This is a genomic window from Hymenobacter miniatus (assembly GCF_016427455.1).
In the GTDB taxonomy this organism is placed as follows: Bacteria; Bacteroidota; Bacteroidia; order Cytophagales; family Hymenobacteraceae; genus Hymenobacter; species Hymenobacter armeniacus.
Map to the genome: position 1 here is coordinate 41401 of NZ_JAELXR010000009.1, position 19141 is coordinate 60541.

16 protein-coding genes are annotated in these 19141 nt (G+C 63.2%); 4 read left to right on the plus strand and 12 right to left on the minus strand.

Annotated elements, in window-relative coordinates; all coding sequences use genetic code 11:
- A complete protein-coding gene (locus JAO73_RS14855; RefSeq protein WP_198977849.1) occupies positions 1 to 546 on the minus strand; it encodes an RNA 2'-phosphotransferase in 546 nt (181 codons plus the stop codon).
- A 237-nt stretch (positions 547 to 783) separates the two neighbouring features.
- Here JAO73_RS14855 and murB point away from each other — a divergent pair, with 237 nt between their 5' ends.
- The 3 genes from murB to JAO73_RS14870 all read left to right on the plus strand — a co-directional run bounded on the left by murB (position 784) and on the right by JAO73_RS14870 (position 5406).
- On the plus strand, positions 784 to 1818 hold the full coding sequence (murB, locus tag JAO73_RS14860) for a UDP-N-acetylmuramate dehydrogenase (protein WP_198977850.1): 1035 nt from the start codon (positions 784 to 786) through the stop codon (positions 1816 to 1818).
- Between the two features lie 119 nt (positions 1819 to 1937).
- On the plus strand, positions 1938 to 2939 hold the full coding sequence (locus tag JAO73_RS14865; protein ID WP_198977851.1) for a hypothetical protein: 1002 nt from the start codon (positions 1938 to 1940) through the stop codon (positions 2937 to 2939).
- A gap of 118 nt (positions 2940 to 3057) precedes the next feature.
- Complete coding sequence (locus JAO73_RS14870) at positions 3058 to 5406, plus strand: phospholipase D-like domain-containing protein (RefSeq protein ID WP_198977854.1); 2349 nt, start codon at positions 3058 to 3060, stop codon at positions 5404 to 5406.
- An 84-nt stretch (positions 5407 to 5490) separates the two neighbouring features.
- Here the strand turns inward: JAO73_RS14870 and JAO73_RS14875 are convergent, their stop codons facing one another.
- The 9 genes from JAO73_RS14875 to JAO73_RS14915 form a co-directional block, all read right to left on the minus strand.
- Positions 5491 to 8397, minus strand: a complete 2907-nt coding sequence (locus tag JAO73_RS14875) for an MSEP-CTERM sorting domain-containing protein (RefSeq protein ID WP_198977856.1) — start codon at positions 8395 to 8397, stop codon at positions 5491 to 5493.
- 203 nt (positions 8398 to 8600) lie between these two features.
- Positions 8601 to 9203, minus strand: coding sequence for a CDP-alcohol phosphatidyltransferase family protein (locus tag JAO73_RS14880; RefSeq protein ID WP_198977858.1), 603 nt, complete (start codon positions 9201 to 9203; stop codon positions 8601 to 8603).
- A gap of 42 nt (positions 9204 to 9245) precedes the next feature.
- A complete protein-coding gene (yiaA, locus tag JAO73_RS14885; protein ID WP_198977860.1) occupies positions 9246 to 9686 on the minus strand; it encodes an inner membrane protein YiaA in 441 nt (146 codons plus the stop codon).
- A 257-nt stretch (positions 9687 to 9943) separates the two neighbouring features.
- On the minus strand, positions 9944 to 10525 hold the full coding sequence (locus JAO73_RS14890) for a hypothetical protein (protein WP_198977862.1): 582 nt from the start codon (positions 10523 to 10525) through the stop codon (positions 9944 to 9946).
- Positions 10526 to 10639: 114 nt separating this feature from the next.
- Entirely contained in the window at positions 10640 to 13084 is a 2445-nt protein-coding gene (locus JAO73_RS14895) for an endonuclease MutS2 (RefSeq protein ID WP_198977869.1), read from the minus strand.
- Between the two features lie 794 nt (positions 13085 to 13878).
- Positions 13879 to 14625: a hypothetical protein gene (locus tag JAO73_RS14900; protein ID WP_198977870.1), complete on the minus strand. Its 747-nt coding sequence runs from the start codon at positions 14623 to 14625 to the stop codon at positions 13879 to 13881.
- 103 nt (positions 14626 to 14728) lie between these two features.
- Positions 14729 to 15394 (minus strand): hypothetical protein, encoded by a 666-nt coding sequence (locus tag JAO73_RS14905; RefSeq protein WP_198977874.1) that lies wholly within the window; start codon positions 15392 to 15394, stop codon positions 14729 to 14731.
- A 42-nt stretch (positions 15395 to 15436) separates the two neighbouring features.
- Positions 15437 to 16189, minus strand: a complete 753-nt coding sequence (locus tag JAO73_RS14910; RefSeq protein WP_233169221.1) for a TIGR02757 family protein — start codon at positions 16187 to 16189, stop codon at positions 15437 to 15439.
- Positions 16190 to 16359: 170 nt separating this feature from the next.
- A complete protein-coding gene (locus JAO73_RS14915) occupies positions 16360 to 17331 on the minus strand; it encodes a DPBB and LysM peptidoglycan-binding domain-containing protein (protein ID WP_198977880.1) in 972 nt (323 codons plus the stop codon).
- Between the two features lie 179 nt (positions 17332 to 17510).
- Between JAO73_RS14915 and kdsB the strand changes: the two genes are divergently transcribed.
- Positions 17511 to 18260 carry a 3-deoxy-manno-octulosonate cytidylyltransferase gene (kdsB, locus tag JAO73_RS14920; RefSeq protein WP_198977881.1) on the plus strand — a complete coding sequence of 250 codons (750 nt, stop codon included), beginning with the start codon at positions 17511 to 17513 and terminating at the stop codon, positions 18258 to 18260.
- On the opposite strand, the gene JAO73_RS14925 is transcribed toward kdsB, so the two are convergent.
- Both JAO73_RS14925 and JAO73_RS14930 read right to left on the minus strand, forming a co-directional pair.
- Positions 18257 to 18691 carry a DUF1622 domain-containing protein gene (locus JAO73_RS14925; protein WP_198977883.1) on the minus strand — a complete coding sequence of 145 codons (435 nt, stop codon included), beginning with the start codon at positions 18689 to 18691 and terminating at the stop codon, positions 18257 to 18259. The two genes, kdsB and JAO73_RS14925, sit on opposite strands and share 4 nt — an antisense overlap.
- Before the next feature lie 51 nt (positions 18692 to 18742).
- Entirely contained in the window at positions 18743 to 19078 is a 336-nt protein-coding gene (locus JAO73_RS14930; protein WP_198977885.1) for a translation initiation factor, read from the minus strand.
- Between the last annotated feature and the right edge of the window lie 63 nt (positions 19079 to 19141).

Below are 19141 nucleotides of genomic sequence, written 5' to 3' on the forward strand. Positions count from 1 at the left end.
CTACAGTTCCTGAATAAACGAGTGTGGCACGGCATCCACCAGCCACACGCCGTTGCCCGACTCGTAGAAAACGCCGCCCGCGGCGTGCAACCCAGCCGCATCGATTTTCAGGATAACGGGCCGGCCCCGCCTGGCGCCCACCCGCCGAGCGGTTTCCTCGTCGGGCGAGAGGTGCACGTGGTGGCGGTCCATTTTCTGCAAGCCCTCACGCCGGATGGCCGGCAGGGCGGCCGGAGCCGTGCCGTGGTACAGCACGGGCGGTGGCACGGCGGGCGCTAGCTGCAAATCAACTTCTACGCTATGGCCTTGCTGGGCCCGAATGCGGGTGCCGGCGGCATCGAAGGCGAAACGCTTCTTGTCGCTGCCTTCCACAATTTCGGCCAGTTCGGCCGGACTGATGGGCGTGCCATGCGCCGCGCAGGCGGCCAGCAGTTCGGCCACGCCAACCCAGCCGCCCTCCTGCAAACTCAGGCCGATGGCGGCCGGCTGGTGGCGCAGGTGTAGGCTCAGAAACTTGCTCAGACGGATGGCTTGCTTGGTATCCATGGCGCCAAAGGTCGCCAAAGAATCCTTGCCTTATGCCCAACTCCGTAGCAGCCCAAGACTTGCGCAACCGAATAGCACAAGTTCCTCACCAGGGGTATAAGCCCGCCGCGATTGGCACAAATACCGCTATTTAAGAGCACAACTTGCTTAAGAACGGTACAAACGGGGCGGTCGAAGCACAAACATCTCTCGCGATTGCAGGCCCGCGCCATGCCCGGCCGCCGGTACCTTTGCGGCATGGTTCTCGAAGAAAACGTTTCCCTCCGCCCCTACAACACCTTTGGCCTCGACGTGAAGGCCCGCTATTTCGCCCGCTTTGCTTCTGCCGATGAGCTGCGCGAGCTGCTGCAGCGGCCCGAGGTACAGGCCGCCGAAAAACTCATTTTGGGCGGGGGCTCCAATCTGCTCTTTACCCAAGACTTCGACGGCGTGGTGCTCAAAAACGAGATTCGCGGGCTGGAAATCCTGCGCGAAGACGCCGACACCCACACCGCGCTGGTGCGAGCCGGGGCCGGCGAAAGCTGGCACGGCCTCGTGGAATACACGCTGGACCAGCAACTGAGCGGCATCGAAAACCTCTCCCTCATTCCCGGCACGGTGGGCGCCGCGCCGCTGCAAAACATCGGCGCCTACGGGGCCGAACTGCGCGACACCTTCGACCGCCTCGAAGCCGTTGAAATTGCCACCGGCGCGCTGCGCGTGTTCACGGCCGAGGAGTGCGGCTTCGGCTACCGCGAAAGCGTCTTCAAAAACGTGCTCAAAGGACAATTTGTGGTCACGGCCGTGGTGCTACGCCTGCACCGCCAGGCCCGGCCCAACGTGCGCTACGGCGCCATTGCCGAAACGCTGGCCGAAATGGGCATCGAGGGCGAGCCCACCCCGCACGACGTGAGCCGGGCCGTGGTGCACATCCGCCGCAGCAAGCTGCCCGACCCGGCCGAAATCGGCAACGCGGGCTCGTTTTTCAAGAACCCCGAAGTGTCGCAGGCCAAGTTCGACCAGCTCAAAAGCCAATACCCCGACCTGCCCGGCTACCCCGTGCCCGGCGGCGTGAAGGTGCCCGCGGGCTGGCTCATCGAGCGGGCCGGCTGGAAGGGCCTGCGCCGCGGCGCCGGCGCGGGCACCCACGGCGTGCACGCCCGCCAGGCCCTGGTGCTGGTGAACCACGGCGGTGCCACCGGCGCCGAAGTGCGGCAGCTGGCCGAAGAAATCATAGCCTCCGTGCGCGAGCAGTTTGCGGTCGAGCTTCATCCGGAAGTTAATATTTTGTGACAAAATAGCATTGCAGCAAAGCGAGGCATTTATGGTGAATGAGCGCAGCAAATGAAGAATTTATAACGAGATTTGCGTAAGCTCTTCTTTCTCGGTCTACATATTCTTCAATTCACGCCATGACCAAGCTGCTCACTTTCGTTTCGCTTTTTGCCGGCCTGACGGCCACCGCACAGGCCGCCCCCGGCCCCGCCGCTCCTCCCGTTCTCACCGTGAAAGCCGCCCGGGCCCTCGGGGCCGGCAGCACCGTCACGGTGCGCGCCGTGGTGCTCAACGGCGCCGAGATGGGCAACATCCGCTACATCCAGGACGCCGAGGCGGGCCTGGCCCTCTACGCCCAGCCGGCCAAGCTGCCGGGCTACGGCGAGCTGCACGCCGGCGACAGCATTCAGGTGACGGGCCAGCTGAAGCTCTACAACGGCCTGCTGGAAATGGACCCCGTGGCCTCGTTTCACAAGCTGGCCGGCGGCGTGCGGCTGCGCGCCCTGCAAGTGCCCCTGGCCCAAGCCACCAGCGCGTTTGTGGAAGCCAACGAAGGCCGCCTGCTCGAAATCACGGGCGTGCCGCGCCTGCTCACGCCCGCCGGTACGCCCGTCACGGCCCTGGCCGGCAACGCCAACTACCTCATCAACGGGCAGCCGGGCACGCTGGTGCGGGTGGGCGCCGCCAGCACCGGCCCGGGCGGCCTCGTGGATGCCCCGCCGCCCACCGAAACCTTTGACCTGCGCGGCGTGCTGAGCCAGTACTCGCCCAGCGGCACGGGCGGCTACCAGCTGCTGCCGCGCCTGGCCTCCGACCTGGTGCTGGGCGGCGGCCTGCCCCGCCTCACCGAAGAGCCCGTGCCCGTGGACGTGAGCCCGACGGGCTTCACGGTGGTGTTTTCGACGCTGAACGCCGGCGACACCCGCGTGCGCTACGGCCTCAATGCCCAGGAATTGAAGGAAGTCCGGACCGATGCCGCCCTCACCACCCGTCACAGCCTCACGCTGAGCGACCTGATTCCGGGCACCACTTACTACGTGGAGGTGAGCTCGCGCAACGCCGCCGGCACCGAAACGGCCACGCCCGTGCCGTTCATCACCAGCAGCGGCAAACGGAGCCGGCCGGGCACCAAAAACTAGGAGCCCGTGTTGGGCCGGCCGGGGGGCAGAGCCGCTGGTTTCGTTGAAATTCAGCATCTTTGTAATTCGGCTTCCCACATTTTTAAAGACCTAACCGTTTCATCACACTCGCTTCTTTATGAAGAAATTTACCCTGCTGGCGCTGCTGGCGTGCGCCACCTCGTGGCACGCCGCGCAAGCCCAGACCCCCATTACCATTGCGGCGGCGCGGGCCCTGGCCCCCACCACCAACACCACCCAAGGGCCCACCGTGACGGTGCGCGGCACGGTGACGAACGGCGACGAGTTGGGTTCGTCGGTGAGCATCATTCGCTACATTCAGGACGGCACGGCCGGCATCGGGGTGTACACGACGGGCGGCGCAACGGGCCCGCTGGTGTCGCAGCTCGTGCCCGGCGACAGCATTCAGGTAACGGGCGGGTTGAAAATGTTCCGCGGCCTGCTCGAAATTGACCCCATCACGTCGGTGACCGTGCTGGCCGGCAACCGGCCCATTCCGGCGCCGGTGGTGTTTCCGTCGGCCCAGGCGGCTTCGGCCTACGCCGAGCAGTACGAGGGCATGCTGGTGCGCATCAACGGCCTGACGTCGGTGAACACGACCGGCGGCGCGTCGGTGACGTCGTTCACGGCCAACACCACTTACCGCCTCAACAACAACTCGACGCTGGTCACCTACGTGCCCACCAACTCCAACGGCCCCGACGGCCTGATTGGCAAGCCCAGCCCCACGGGCACCTTCGACGCCGTGGGCATCATGAGCCAGTATAGCTCGTCGGCCACGTCCACCACGGGCGGCTACCAGCTGCTGAACCGCAAGTACGGCGACTTCATCCAGGGCCTGACGCCCAACCTGACGTCGACGCCGAAGCCGACCAACATCAGCACCACCGGTTTCACGGTCACGTTCAACACGGCCAACGCCGGCAACACCCAGCTTTCGTACGCCACCAGCCCCACCGGCACGTTCACGACGGTGGCCGGCAACACCGCCCTCACCACGGCCCACACCCAAACCCTGACCGGCCTGCAGCCGGCCACGGTGTACTACGTGCAGGCCGTGTCGGTGAACAGCGTGGGCCGCTCGGAGTCGCGCGTGGTGCCCATGATTACGGCTTCGCTCTCGTCAGGCCGCATGCGCACGTACTTCACCCGCCCCGTCGACAACACGCTGGCCCTGGCCGGCAACGCAGCCGTGTACGCCCCCAACGGCAGCGTGGCCGATACGTTGGCCCGCTACATTGGCCGCGCCACGCAAACGCTCGACATCACCATTTACAACTGGAACAGCCCCACCATCCTGGCGGCTGTGAATGCGGCCCAGGCCCGCGGCGTGGCCGTGCGCGTGATTTACGAAGACGACAACGCCAACGTGAGCATTGGGAGCCTGAACGCGGCCATTCCGCGCATCTTCCGCCCGGCCCAAACCGGCAGCAGCGGCAGCTCCATCATGCACAACAAGTTTGTGGTGATTGACGCCAACAACACCAACCCCAATGTGCCCATGGTGTGGACCGGCTCGACGAACTGGACCGGCGCCCAGCTCAGCACCGACCGCAACAACGTGGTGACCGTGCAGGACCAGAGCCTGGCCCGCGTGTACACGCTGGAATTCAACGAAATGTGGGGCAGCGCCACGGCCACGCCCGGCACGCCCCTGTTTGGCTCGCGCAAAACCGACAACACGCCCCACTACCTCGTCATCGGCGGCAAGCAGGTGGAATCGTGGTTTTCGCCCACCGACAACGTGAACGCCCACCTCATCGAAACCGTGCGCACGGCCGACTACGACCTGCACGTGCTGTCGATGCTGGTGACGCGCACCGACATCGGCCGCGCCATTGCCGACCAGGTGACGCTGCGCAACATCGGCCAGTGCTCCGACGGCCTGACCAACGACACCAGCGGCGTGGCCGGCTTCGTGTTCCGCACCATTCGGAGCGGCATGGGCACGCGCTACCTGCTCGACAACCGCACCGGCATCATGCACCACAAAACCCTGATTGTGGACGCCAGCGCCCCGCAGTCGGACCCGACGGTGTTCGTGGGCTCGCACAACTGGACGGCTTCGGCCGACACCGAGAACGACGAAAACACCCTCGTTATCCACGACCAGCGCATCGCCAACCAGTACTACCAGGAGTACGCCGCCCGCATTGCCGAGCAAAACCAGGGCGTAACGGCCTGCCGCATTGCCCTGGCCACCCGCACCGGCACGGTGCAGGCCAGCACCGTGCAGCTCTACCCCAACCCCACCAAGGGCAACTTCAACCTGCACCTGGCCAGCACCTCGGCCCGCACGGCTACCGTGGTGCTGCGCGACGCCACCGGCCGCGTGGTGCTCACCCAAACCCAGCCCCTCACCGGTGCCGACCTGACCATCGACGCCACGGCGCTGAAAGCCGGCCTGTACATGGTGCAGGTGACGACCCCCGAGGCCACGCAAGTGAGCCGCGTGGTGGTGCAGTAACCTCTTGCCTACCCATAAAAAAAAGGCAGCTTCCCTTGGGGAGCTGCCTTTTTTTATGCGCCTTTCGGTGACGCTGTAACCCCCTTAGCCAGCCGCCGGTCGGGCGCGGCGCAGGTACCAACCGGCCAGCAGCACGCCGGCTGCCAGCAGCAGGGCGGCGCCGCCGTCCACGGGCGTTTGGGCCGGTGGCGGGGCATCTTTCTCCAGGGTATCGAGTGAGGCATTTGCCGCCAGCGTCTCGGCCTGCTTACGGAACAGCGCAGCCTTCTGGGCGTCGTTTTCCAACGCCAGGAAAGAAGTGAAAGGCGTGAGAATGCCCGCCCGGAAACTGGCCTGAATGAAGGGTATCCGCTCCTGCTCGGTCGCCTCGGGGTGGAAGGTTTGCCACTGGTGGTAGCCGCTCAGCAGCAGGCCCGTGAGCCAGCGGTTGCCGGGCGCGGCGGTGGGCGCGGGCACGGCCGGGCGCTGGCTGAGCACGATGCTGGGCGTGCTGGTATTGGGAAGGTAAGCGCGGGGCCGGACGGCGGTAGGCCAGGCCCGCACGGCCACTGCCGCGCCTGCGGGTGGGGCCGTCGCCAGCGGCGTGCGGGCATCGTGGCGCAGCGAATGCGGCACGAGCTGCCCATCGGCGCCCAACACGTAGAACACGTCGCTTTCGGGGAAGGCGCTGCTGAACTCTTGAAAGTCTGGGGCCAGCACGGCCTGGGCCAGGTCATCGGTCACGGCCACCAGCACCGGGTAGGTGGCGGCCGGGTGCTCCTGCGCCTCAAACAACACCCGTCGTATGGCGCCCGTGAGGTAAAAACCGCCGGTAAGGGGCGTGCGGCGTAACTGCGCCGTCCAGTCGGCGCCCGCGGGCACGGGCGTAGTGGCCGCATTTACGATGCTGAACCGCGCAGGCGCCCCGTTGGGCAGTGGTTGGGCTAGCACGTCTGCAACGCGTGTTTCGTAAGCCGCCGAAGACTGCCCCGCCGAGGCATCGAGCAAAAAATGGTAGTACGGCCTGCGTTGAACCAGCGGCAGGCGCTGCTTAGCCAGGGCACTCACGTAGGCCACGCCGCTGCCGGGCAAGGCCACGGGGGCGGCCACCGGCGGCGCGGAAGTGGAGTCGCCCAGAGTCAGCACGCGGCCATCGATGGTGAGGGTGCACGGCTCCTTGTGCAACAGTTGAATGCGGGTGCGGCGCACCTCGCTGCCCGACACGGGGTATACGCGCAGCGAAATTTCGTTGGCCCGGCGGTAGGCCAGCAGGCCGGGGTCGCGGCTGCGGTTTTCATTCAGAATCTGGGCGTAGACCCAGGTAGCCGCCCGCTTTTCGGCCAGAATGCCCCGCTCCTGCCGGTGGCCGATGGTCAGGTAATAGTCGCTCACCCAGCAGCCGATGGGCAGGGTGATGGCCGTGCTGTATTCGCCGTTTTGAATATCGGAGACAGGGTTGGCAATCTCCAGGTTTACCCAGCTCACCCAGGCCTGCTGGCGAGCGTCGTAGGTGCTGCTGGCGGTTGCCTCGCGCAGCTGCGGTGCCGAGGAGGCGGGCTGCGGTGCGTCGTTTGCCCACCCCGGCGCCCACCGGTAGCCTGACGAGGCGCTCATGAAAATGCGGTCCAGTTCGCTGAGCTTCTCCTCCGATAGCATGAGGTTGTCGAGCACCAGCCAGTTGAAATACGTGGACAGGTAGGGTTGCTGCGAACCGAAGAGGAAATCCATGTTTCGGTCTTTGTTTTGGCGCACCACGGCGAGCGTGGCAGCCAGCGCCGAGGGGTCGATGTGCTCGGTTTTGCTAAAGTCGGGAGTGTATACATAAGCCAGCGCCTCGTGCAGCACTTGCCGCCGGTGCCAGAAGCTTCCCGTAACCGCCAAGGGCAGTACCGCCAGCCCACCCAGCAGTGCGGCCCGCACCACGGCCCGCGAAAACACCAGTTGCAGTGCGGTCACGTCTTCGTGTAGCTGGCGCACGTGCACTACGAACAACATCAACGGCGCCAGCAGCAAAAAACCGGTACCAATGAGGATGATGGCCGGAATGGCCAGCGGCAGAAAGGGCAGGAACACCAGGAAAAAATAGAACGTGTAGCCAAACACCGCACTCCGGCCCAGCAGCTGCACCAGCCGCACCCCTGGCCGGGGGCTGTCGGGCAGGCACAGCAGGAGGGCGTTCAGCGCAGCCAAAGCATAAAACCATGGGCTGGTGAAATTGCCGAATACGCCGCTGTCGCTGTGATGAAAGCCCTGCCCAAACAGCAGGCCGTTGTTTACGCCCAACCCCACCAATGGCAACACGAGCGTAATGACAACTTTCCAGACCAGGCTGGTTTCAGCCCAGAAGCCATTCCGGTGCTGCGTGATGATGAACAGCGCCCGCACCAGAAAAAAAAAGAAGCTCAGCGTACTGATTACCGCCCCGAACACGACAAGGGTACCGACCACTTCGTCCCAGCGGCCGGGCGTGTAGGGCTCGGCCGAAGCGCCTCGCGTGTGGTCGTCAATCCAGCTCACCACCGAGAATACCAGCCACCACCCAAACGGCGTGACCACCGCCAGCAAGATGTTGGGCGCCGCGCTGTGGGGCTGGTCGTCGGGTGTGAACCTGGCCACCAGTACCAGCATGGCGTACGCCAGCGTGGGCATCAGGAAAGTCCAGGCCATCAGCAGCGGCTCGGTGGGCAACATCCAACGCGGCACCGCGCCCGGCGGCAACAGCTTGTTCGACTCCACCGTGAGCAGGCACAGCCACAAGCTGTAGCCGACCAGCACAGCCACGCTAAACCAGCCCCCCAAGGGCCGCTGCCGGGCCAGCTGCGTGCCCGCATAGCAAGCGGCCACCACCCCCATGGCCAGCAGCGCCAGCCCGTACGCTTGCCACAGGGCCACGCTGCTGGCCGGCAGCAGCGTGTGCACCACCGCGAACTCGCCGGAGCAGAGCAGCAGCAGCACCGCTGTTGGGAAAGTATTCGTCAGGAAAAGCCATTTCGGATTGCGTAAGCTGTGCATGGAACGAAAGCCGGACTCGTCCGGAGCTAGTGAAGAAATACGCGCAGGAACTCGTGCCCAACAGCCAAGCACACACTAGGCTGGCGACTGGCAAGGCCACAGCAAAAGTATTTTAAAGAACTTTGCATTTCAAAGTATTTGCTCAAAAGAGTTGCTTCTTCTGTTAAAAAGGGCACTTCCAAACCCAAACCGCCTTTTTTATTTCATCCATTCAGCAGCTTGTGCCGCCTGATGGGCTTGTGCTGACGTAGCCGGAGCGCGTGGAAACAAGTAGGCACGTCGTTGGTCCACGTTCGCAGAAGGAGCACAATGGCCACTATTTCGAGCCGGCTCGCCGCCCCTACCCAAAACGAAACGGCGAACAACACGCGGGACTCGGCAGTCAGGAGAATCTGAACCAGCGCGGCGGCCGAAACCAGCACCCACGCCTTCGCACCCCAGGAATGCGTGGCGATTTCCTTGCGAAACCGGAGGTAGCTCACGGCATACGTCAGCCCTTCCAGCGCGAGCAGCAGCCACAGTTTGGTGGCGTGGCGCGCAAAGAAACCCGGGCAAGCCAGGTAGGTGGCCAGCAACACCAGCCCCCAGAACACCTGGTCGATGGCCGAATCGAGCCGACGCAGCTTCTCGGTCGACACGTTCAGCTGCCGGGCCACGATGCCGTCGAACACATCGGTGAGCACCCCCAGCACAATCAGCCCCACGGCCAGTGCCCCAAAATGCGCCACGCGCCCGTAGCTGCACGCTACCAGCAGCCCCCCGATGACGAGCCGGGAATAGACGAGGGCCAGCGGAACAGATTCCATGGCCGATGTAGCACGAGGCATAGCGAGCCGGCGACCGATGAGCTACTGGCCCAGGTCGGATTGCTCGGGCCGGCCCTGGCGCATGGTGTCGCGGGTGTTTTTCTGCACGGCAATGGCGGCAAACAAGCTCAGCACGAAAGACATGGCGTAGAACCCCTTCTCGCTCAGCGTGAGCGTGGCGTTCCAGAGGCCCACGGCGAGGAGCAGCACCGTGAGCAGGACCGACACCCAACTGATGCCGTAGTACAGGTTGGTGACGGGGATGCCTTCGAGGCGGTCGCGCACGCTTTTCTGCACCGAAATGGCGGCGAACAGTCCGTACATCAGCACCGTGAAATAATAGCCTTTCTCGTTGAGGCCCATCTGCGCGTTCCAGAGGCCGACGTTGAAGGCGACCACGCCCACGAGCAGCGCCACCCAGGAGGCGGCAATGAAAGCCGGAGAAGTTTGCGGAACGGACGGGCTGGGGTGTTGGGGTTGCATGGCGGTTGAAAGGTGAAGGCGGTGACTGCGGGCCGAAAGCTACTTCGCAGCTGTTGGCAATGCTGTGCAAACCTAGCGCTAGCCGCTGCCGGCCACCACCTCATTTTTTGTTTTTACAGACTTTTCAAACTGCGTACTCGCTGCTCAAACATCGTTCAAAAACCGTCAAAAAAAGAAACCCATGGCGTATTCAGGCCTGGGCTCACATTGAATTCAAGGACAAATGAAATCAGCATAATGACGCGGGACGCCCGTCATTACATGGAGTTGAACGCGCCGGAAAAGTCCACCGGATACACCACTTCGTAGCGCCAGTCGTCGGCACTGGTCATGAGCCGACGCGCGATGCGGGCCCGCCCCTGCGCCTGGCGCGCCTCCAGGGTCTTAACCACTACGGGAAGTGCCGTCGTGGCCGAATTGACTTCGTAGAGCATGTTCATGCCTCCGGGTCCCAAGTCGCCCGCCACCCATTGCCCCAGGTGCTCCAACTCCAGCGCCTCACCAATGGCGTCCTCCAGATTGCCGCGCTCGTTCATGATGGCGATGACGTTCAGCAGGGTTTCCTTCCGATGTTCAGCAGCGGGGTCCACCTGCACGAAAAGCTCCTCCGGGTATTTGCTGGCGTACGGCCGCCACGGGTAGTGGGAAAGCAATTGTCTCTTCACGCTTTCCAGACTATCGGCCGGCACGCGCCGCACCGGCGCCGGCCGCTGGGCCATGGCGTGCCCTTCCACAAGCGTGGCCCGGTGCAACGCTATGCGGTGCTCCGCTTCGAGCAGGCGAGCCACGTGCAACGTGTCGCCGGCCCGCGCATAGTACACGGCCAGTTCCTTGGGCACCTGGCTGAAAACCACCGGTGCCTGCTGCCCGCATCCCGCTCCACCGAAGAGCAGGATGCTTGCAAGCAATGCTTTTGCGGCACCGGCCACCGTGCAACTATGCGCCATAGCCCTTTACTTCAGCACCGCAATGGTTACGCCATCCCCGCCCCTATCGGCGTGCTCGTCGGCCACGCTGGCCACGGCGCGCTGCGAGCGCAGGTAGTCGCGCACCACCTGGCGCAGCACGCCGTTACCGCGGCCGTGCAGGAACTTGATTTCGGGCATGCCCAGCATCACGGCGTCGTCGACGAAGCTCATGGTTTTGGTGAGGGCGTCTTCGGCGCGCTCGCCGCGCAGGTCGAGCGTGGGGCTGAAGCCGGCCATGCGGTCAGTGATGTTCACGCTTTTGCCGCCGCCCGCGCCGCTGCCGCCCAGGCGGCCGGCTTTGGATTTGGCGGCCTGCTCCCGCTCCCGGATTTCAGCCCGACCCAGCTTTTCGAGCTGGCTGAGCTTGGTGAGGGTTTTCATGCCGCCGAACATCACTTCGGCGGTCTGGCCCTTCACGCTCACGACTTCGCCATAGCCGTCTTGGCCAAACAGGGCCACTTTATCGCCGGGCTGCACGGCGCCGGCCACGGCCCGCTCGCGGGTGGGTTTCGGTTTGGGCGGCTCTATCTGCAATTCGGTGCGCACGAAGGTGTCGAGCTTCTCGCGGGCCGCCTTGTTGGTTTCCTTCTCGGCGTTGCCCCGGCGAATTTCGCCGATGGTGGCCTCAATCTGCTGGTTGGTGTTCACCAAAAGTGCTTTGGCTTGCTGCTTGGCCGTGCGCAGGGTTTCGAGCTTAGTGTCTTCGAGGTGCTGCTTGAGGTCCTGGTATTCCTGAGCGGCTTTTTTGAGGCGGCGCTCGGCCTTGGCGGCTTCGGCGGTGCGCTGTTCGAGCTCGGTTTTCTCCTTTTCGAGGCCTTCGAGCAGGCGGTCGTAGCGGATTTTGTCTTTGCCCACGAGCTGAGTAGCACGCTCCACCACGTCTTTCGGCAGGCCGATTTTGCGGGCAATTTCGATGGCAAACGACGAGCCCGGCTTGCCCACTTCGAGGCGGTAAAGCGGCTGCAGCTTCTCCGGGTCGTAGCGCATGGCGCCGTTGACGAGGTGCGGAGTGCGCTCGGCGAAGTTCTTGAGGTTGGTGTAGTGGGTGGTGATGACGCCGAACACGCGCGACTTGTTCAACTGGTCGAGCACGGCCTCAGCGATGGCGCCGCCCAGGCTGGGCTCGGTGCCAGTGCCAAACTCGTCAATCAACACCAGGCTTTTCTTGCCAGCCAGCAGCAGGAATTGCTTCATGGCCAGCAGGTGCGAGGAATAGGTTGAGAGGTCGTTTTCCAGGCTCTGCTCGTCGCCGATGTCGAGGAAAATGTCCTCAAACACGCCGGCTTCGGAGTTGTCGGCGCAGGGAATGAGCAATCCCATTTGCAGCATAAACTGCACGAGGCCCACGGTTTTAAGGCTCACCGACTTGCCGCCCGCGTTTGGACCCGATATCACCAGAATGCGCTGCTCATGGTTCAGCTCCAGGTCGAGGGGCACCACTTCGCGGGGGTCGCCGTTGTCGCGCTTGTGCTGGGCGAAGGCCAGCTGCAGCAGCGGGTGGCGCACGCCGTGCCATTTCAGTAGTGGCTTGTTGTGCAGCTGGGGCAGCTGGCAATCGAGGGTGACCGCGAGGCGGGCTTTGGCCCGGATGAAGTCAATCAGCCCGAGGTAGCCGTATGCTTTGCGCAGGTCCGGAATGTGGGGGCGCAGCTGGTCGGTGAGGGCCGTGAGGATGCGAATCAGCTCGCGGTGGTAGGCATTGTCGAGGTCCTTGATGTCGTTGTTGAGCTCGAACACCTCGGCCGGCTCGATGTAGACGGTCTGGCCCGAGGCCGATTCGTCGTGAATCAAGCCCTTCACCTTGCGCTTGTGCTCAGCGATGACGGGCAGCACCAGACGCCCGCCCCGGATGGTGGGCTCGGCGTCGGAGGGAATCCAGCCCTCGGTTTTGGCGTGGCGCAGGATGCCAGCAATCTGCTTGCGGAGCTGGCCCTGGCGGGCAATGAGCTCCTGCCGAATCTGACGCAGCAGCGGGCTGGCGTCGTCGCGTACGGCACCGTCGTCGTCCACCACCTTGTCCAAGGCGGCCAGCAGGTTGCGGTCCACCTGCACGCCAATGCCCAGCAGGCGCAGCGTGGGGTACTGGTCCTCGTCGGCCTGCGAGAAGAAAGTAAGGGCCTGCCGGATGGTGCGTAGGCTCATTTTCACCTCAAAAAACGCGGCCACGTCGAGGTAGGCGCCCGGCAGGGCGGCGCGCTTGAAGTGCACCTTGGCGTCGTAGTAATGCGAGGCCGGGAAGTCGGCGCCGGAGCGCAGCAGGTAGGCGAATTCGTTGGTTTGCTGCAGCAGTTTCAGCAGGGGCTCGTGCTTGGGCTGAAACTCCATGCGGGCCACGTACTGCCGGCCCAGGGCCGAGAGGCAATTGGCCTCGAGCTGCTCGCGGAGCGTGCTGAAGCCAATCTTTTGTTCGAAATGTTGGGGTAAAAGCAAGAAAGTAGTCTTTCGGTATTCGGGAATGAGATACGAAGGTAAACAGCAGGCCGGCCGGGAAGATTCGCCAGAAAGCATTAAGAAATGGCGCGGGATGGCCGGAGCGGGGTCAGACGTGCCGGGCGCCATCGGTATGGGCCGCGCCACCCGCCGCCTGCGGGTAGCCCATGTGGCCCGGCGGCTGGGGTGGCGGGGCTGGGGTAGTGAAAATTATTATTTATTTGAACTATCAACAAGAAACGGTTGCGGGGATGCGCCTTTTCGCTCCCTGACACGGTAGCTGTGAAGCCTTGTTTAACTTTTCCTTCCGCCGCCACGATGCACATACGACTTGCCTTCGCCCTGCTATTGGGTGCAACGGCTTTCGGGCCATCCAAAGAGCCACACGTGTCGACGATTGTGGTTAATTACGGTGCGGTTGCGTGTCCGTGCGCGCAGTGGGTTGTTCAGACCAGCCCGCGCGTGCAATACCCGGAATACATCTACCTGGAAAGAGGTAAGCCAACACTTCCACTTGCCGAAGACCTATGGAACGGCATGAGCCTTCCTCTACAGCTTCGCGTGACCGGGCAGTTCAAGCCGGGCAAAGGATTGCCGGAGGGCATTCACTGGTCCAAAGGCAATCCGCCCCCCGCAAGAGTATTTCGCTACACTTCCCTGACCATTCTAAAGAATGGTCATCCGGCGCGGTGAAGCTGCGCGCGTAACCTGATATGGCCTTCGCTCAGGAACGAGAGGCCGGCAGAATCTTCCTTTTACTATACCACCCGCTGCGACGCGCGTTAGTGGGAAACCTACGCCGCTGGGGTAGCGCGCTGGTTGCGGCGGTACAGGCCCAAGTACAGCCCCGTGAAAGTGAACAGGCGCAGGCCCACCGTCCAGTCGACGCCGGGCACAAATAGCAACACCACGCCCAGCGCCATCAGGGCGTAGCACAGCCCGGCCAGGGCACGGCCCAGGCCGCTTTGGTAGAAATTGGGGCGGTGCAGGCTTTCGGCCGGGGCATCGGCGTCGGCCGTCTGGTGTTGCATGGCCTCGCTTAAGGTAAGGGCGTCTACCAAACCGGGCAGGTCGGCCTCGGCGGCGGGGATGGCACGTTTCGGGCGGTCGGCGAGCTGCAGCATGGGGCCTTCGCGGCGGTAGAGCTTGATGTGGTTGCCGCCTTCCGACAGAAGCTCGCCATAGCCGGTTATCTCGTCCAGCGGGCATTCCACCGGCGCCAGGCCGAGGGCCAGGCTGCGGCCGCGCGGGTCCAGGCGCAGGGCCGCGGGCGTGAGGGTGGCCAGCACCGGCAGCATGCTGCGTCGCAGCAGCGGCCAGGCCACGGCCAGCAGCGGCAGGCTGCCCAGCAGCAGGCCCCCGCCCCAAGTGCGGTCGCCGTCGCTGAGCAAGAGGCCGCCCGTTATCAGCATCAACAAACCCAGCGTAGGCAGCAGAATACCGGCCAGCATCAGGCCCATGCGCACCAGCACCAGATGGCTGCGCAACGTGGTGGAAGGAATGGCCGGTGAAGATTCTATTGCAACAAAAGGTGCATCCATGGACCGGAATTGGAGATGAAGGGTCCCAAATTATCTGTCGGTTATGGTAAATGCAAACTTGAATCTATTCACCAACCGCTGCGAAACACGGAACTGTATCGATTCAACCTCCTTTTCTTTTGCCGCTAGCCGCAAGCCACGCGCTGAAGTATATCAAAACATTACCGCACACCAGAAAGAGACTGCCCCATTTCACAGGTTTTGCACTAGTGAATACGCTCCACAGAAGCCAAGCTAGCCCAATAAAGAGCAATGCCATCACCGCTGTTGAAATAGGTTTCTCAAAAAAGGTTTTTTCTCGGAGTGTAGGTCTTATTTCGCCAGCTTGGATTTGGTATACACCCAATTCGGCCTCAAATGCCTCCACAATCCGGCAAATGCTTTGGCCATTACTCAGCTTTGTATTGATTGCTATTTTCAGCTTTGTGCCATCTGTTGACGTCACTCGAAATTGCTCAGCATTATTGAAGTCGGTGAAACGATAAGCGGCTATTTCAGAAAAGCGCATGAGTCGGGTTTCGCCGGTTTTCTGGTTTAAAACTGCTAATCCATTACCATCAATTACAACCAGCGTGGGCTCCGCACTTATTGATTTCCCCACTCGGAACAGCCCATACATTCCACCTATTACAATGGCCAAAAACCATATGGTTCTAACAATAGAGTTAGCTGCTGCCAGGCCGGTGTTTAGCCCCATTGCAGCCACAACAAGAATTGCGACAATACCGCCCAACCAAACCAGCAGAAGTTTCCCGGTATGGTACTGCATTACTTCAAACTGCCTCATCCCAGCTTGTTGATTTAATAACCGCTACTTGTCCACCCCCGCCCCGAACAGCGCAAAGTCGTATTTCACGGGGTCGGTGGGGTCGAGCAGGCGCAGGTTGGCGGTGAGCTCTTCGGCGGCTTGCCAGTCCACCAGCTTTCGGGTGAGCAGGCCCAGCGGGCGGGCCTGGCGCTCCACGTGCAGGTCGATGGGCATGATGAGGTCGGCCATGGAAAGGCGGGTCCAGAGGCCAAAGTCGACGCCCTTGTCGTCGCGGCGCACCAGCCAGCGCAGGTACATGTTCACGCGTTTGCAGGCCGATTTGCGGGCCGGCGTGGCCACGTGCTTGCGGGTGCGCTGGGGCGCATCGGGCAGGCTGAAAAAGCGGTTGTGGAAGTTGATGAGCCGCTCGCGCTGCGTGTGGCCCACCAGAAACGCGGTTTCCAGGGTGTCGTGCTGCCGGTACCAGTCGCGCAGGAAATGCACGAAGTACAGCAAATCGGTATCGCAGAAGGTGCGGTGGCAGAAGCCGAGCAGGCGCTTGAGGTCCTCGTCTTGGTGCTGCGTTACGAACTGGTGGGGCGCGTCGTCCATGCGGCGCAGCAGTTCGGTCACCTTGTTGATGATGGTGGGCCGCTGCCCCCAGGCCAGCAGCGCCGCAAACAGCGCCGCGATTTCAATATCCGGCCGCTGGGTGAAGCGGTGCGGGATTTGGATGGGGTCGTTCTGGATGAATTCGGGCCGGTTGTAGCGCTCGTACTGGGCGTCGAGCTGTCGGCGGAGCTGGGCGATGTTCAAAAGACGGCGGGCGGAAGCGTTAATAAGAAAGCACAAAAAGAACGTCATGCTGAGCGCAGTCGAAGCATCTCTACCGCAACACTAATCCCATTGAAAGGATTACCATAGCAGTAGAGATGCTTCGACTGCGCTCAGCATGACGTTCTACTCATTCAATAACCTACCTCGCGCTACTGCGGAATGTAGTTCGTCTCGACTCGGAAGCGCGAGTCGGCCGTGCCCAGCTTCTGCACGGCGCGGGGCGAGAGGCGCACCAGGATGTTGTTGTTTTCGCCCGTATCGGGCAGCTTGCCGATGACGCGCACGTACACCGACAGGCCGTTCATGCTGTTGCGCACCTGCATGATGGTGCCCACGGGCGCCGTTTTGTGCAGGGCGAGGTACTTGTCGGTCACGCTCTTCTCGATGGGCGCGCCCAGGCCCGACTCCACTACGCGCGACAGCAATTCGCCGGCGCGGGTGGGCGTGCGCTCCTCTTCTTTCTCCTTTTCTTTTTCGGCGGAGGCGGCCGGCGTCACCGTTGCAATCTGGGCGGGTTTGTCGGGAGCCGGCGGGGGCGTTTTGGCCACCGTGGTGGCGGGCACGGCTTCCACCTCCGCCGGGCGCACCGGCGCTGGCGTAGGAGCAGCCGGCGTGGCCGCGGCCGGAGCAGGCGCCGCGGCCTCGGCAGCCCCGGCGATTTGAAGCTGCTGGCCCACCCGCACCGAGCCGTTGCCGGGCAGCTTGTTCAAGCGAATGAGCTCATCGGGCGTCACCTGGTACTTGCGGGCGATGGCAAACAGCGTTTCGCCCTTGGCTACCGTGTGCTTAGCGGGCAGGGCTCCCGAGGCCGCCGGAACTTTCGCGGCGGGGCTGGCAGCGGCGGCTTTGCCGGCCGCCGGGCGTGGCACGAACACGATTTGGCCGATGCCGAGGCCGTTTTTAATCTGCGGGTTGGCGGCCGTGAGTAGCTCGAGGGTCACGTGGTAGCGGCGCGTGAGGGCAGTGAGGGTTTCCCCGGCGGTCACGCGGTGCTTCACAAAGCGCTGGCCGCCGCGTATTTCCACGCCAATGGAGTCTGTGGGCGTGCCTTTGGCGGCGCCCTTGCCGGGCCCAGGGCCCCCGAGGGCCAGCACCGTGAACAAGGAAAGTAGTATCGTCATAAAATCAACCTGGCAAAATCAGCACCACAACTGCCCAAAAACCAGCCGGGCAGGCAGCGCAGGCAAAATAACGCAAAAACGCGCGGGTAATTGGCCGCGCCGCGTCTGCCATCCGCCCGAAACCCGGTATTTGCCAGTTATTTTTGGTGCTTTCTCCTGCATTCCCCTCCCTTTTCCGCATGGTTCTTGGCCTGATTCCCGCCCGTTTTGCTTCCACCCGCCTGCCCGGCAAGCCCCTTGTCGACCTCGGCGGCCAAAGCATGATTCGGCGGGTGGTGGCCCAGGCCCGGCAGGCCAATCTGGCCCGCGTGGTGGTGGCCACCGACGATGAGCGCATCATGCAGCACGTGCAGGACTTCGGGGGCGAGGCCGTGCTCACCCACCCAAACCACCCCAGCGGCACCGACCGCCTGTGGGAAGCCTTCCAGCTGCTGGGCAGTCCCGCCGACGTGCACTGCATCGTCAACATCCAGGGCGACGAGCCCTTCATCAACCCCGCCCAAATTAACGCCCTGGCCGATTTGTTCGCCGACCCGGCCGCCGCGCCCGACATTGCCACGCTGGTAAAACCCGTGCTCACGGAGGAAGAATTGTTCAGCCCGCACCTGCCCAAGGTGGTGCTCAACCAGCAGAGCCAGGCCCTTTATTTCAGCCGCCACCCCCTGCCCTACCAGCGCGGCCGCGAGCCCCAGGAGTGGCTGGCGCACCACCACTACCTGCGCCACCTGGGCCTCTACGCCTACAAGCCCGCCGTGCTGGAGCAGCTCACCCGCCTGCCCGTGTCGCCGCTCGAAGCGGCCGAAAGCTTGGAGCAGTTGCGCTGGCTCGAAGCCGGGTTCCGCATTCAGTGCGCCGAAACCGAGCTCGAAGCCTTCGGCATCGACACGCCCGAGGATGCCGAGCGCGCCCGCGTGCGGCTGGGGCACTAGTCGGCGTCGGCGCGCTGCACCACGTGGTTTTCGGGCGTGGCTTCGTGGCGCTCCTCGCGCATTTCGCGGGAGAGGAAGTAGTTGAGCGCCGTCCGAATGACGGCAATGGCGCCCAGCTTGCCAATCTGCTCCCAGCTCGGCGCAATGGCCGTCGACAAAATATCGGCCCCCAGCTGAAACTCCAGCGCCAACGCCAGGTAGCGTGCCAGCGCCAGCCGAATGGCCGTAAAATCAGCCGTTTGGCGCTTCAGCAAGGCCTTCACCAGCAGCCAGCCTGCGCTGAGAATGCCCAGCGCAATGATGGTGGCGCCCACGGTTTCCACGCCCAGCTTCAGCCACAGCACGGCACTGATGACGCCGCTTTCCGCCTGCCCGTGAATGGAGGTGACGTCGCGGGCCGCTTCGGGCAGGGCTGAGAATTGGAGCAGCATGGGCAGTTATTAAGGTGATTGTGGCAGCAGCGAAAAACAGAAAGCAGCCCTTTAGCCACCGGCCTTTTTGGCTTTGTAGCCTTCTTTGAGCAGCACTTCCAGCACTTTGTCGCGGAAGTCACCCTGCACCACCACTTCGCCGTCTTTGGCGCTGCCGCCCACACCGCACTTGGTTTTGAGCAGCTTGCCGAGGGCCTGCAGGTCGGCATCGGTGCCCACAAAACCGGTCACGAGGGTTACTTGCTTGCCGCCGCGCTGTTTTTTATCGAGTTGCACGCGCAGCTGCTGTTGCTGGGGCGGCAGCGTGGTGGCCGCGGCTGGCTCGTCGGATTGGTAGGCAAAGTCGGGGTTCGTGGAATAGACCACGCCGGTGCGGTTATTTTTCATGCAGATGCTGGGGAATACGTCCGGGCTATTACGCTGGAGAGCGTGGCTTTTGTTGGTTACTGA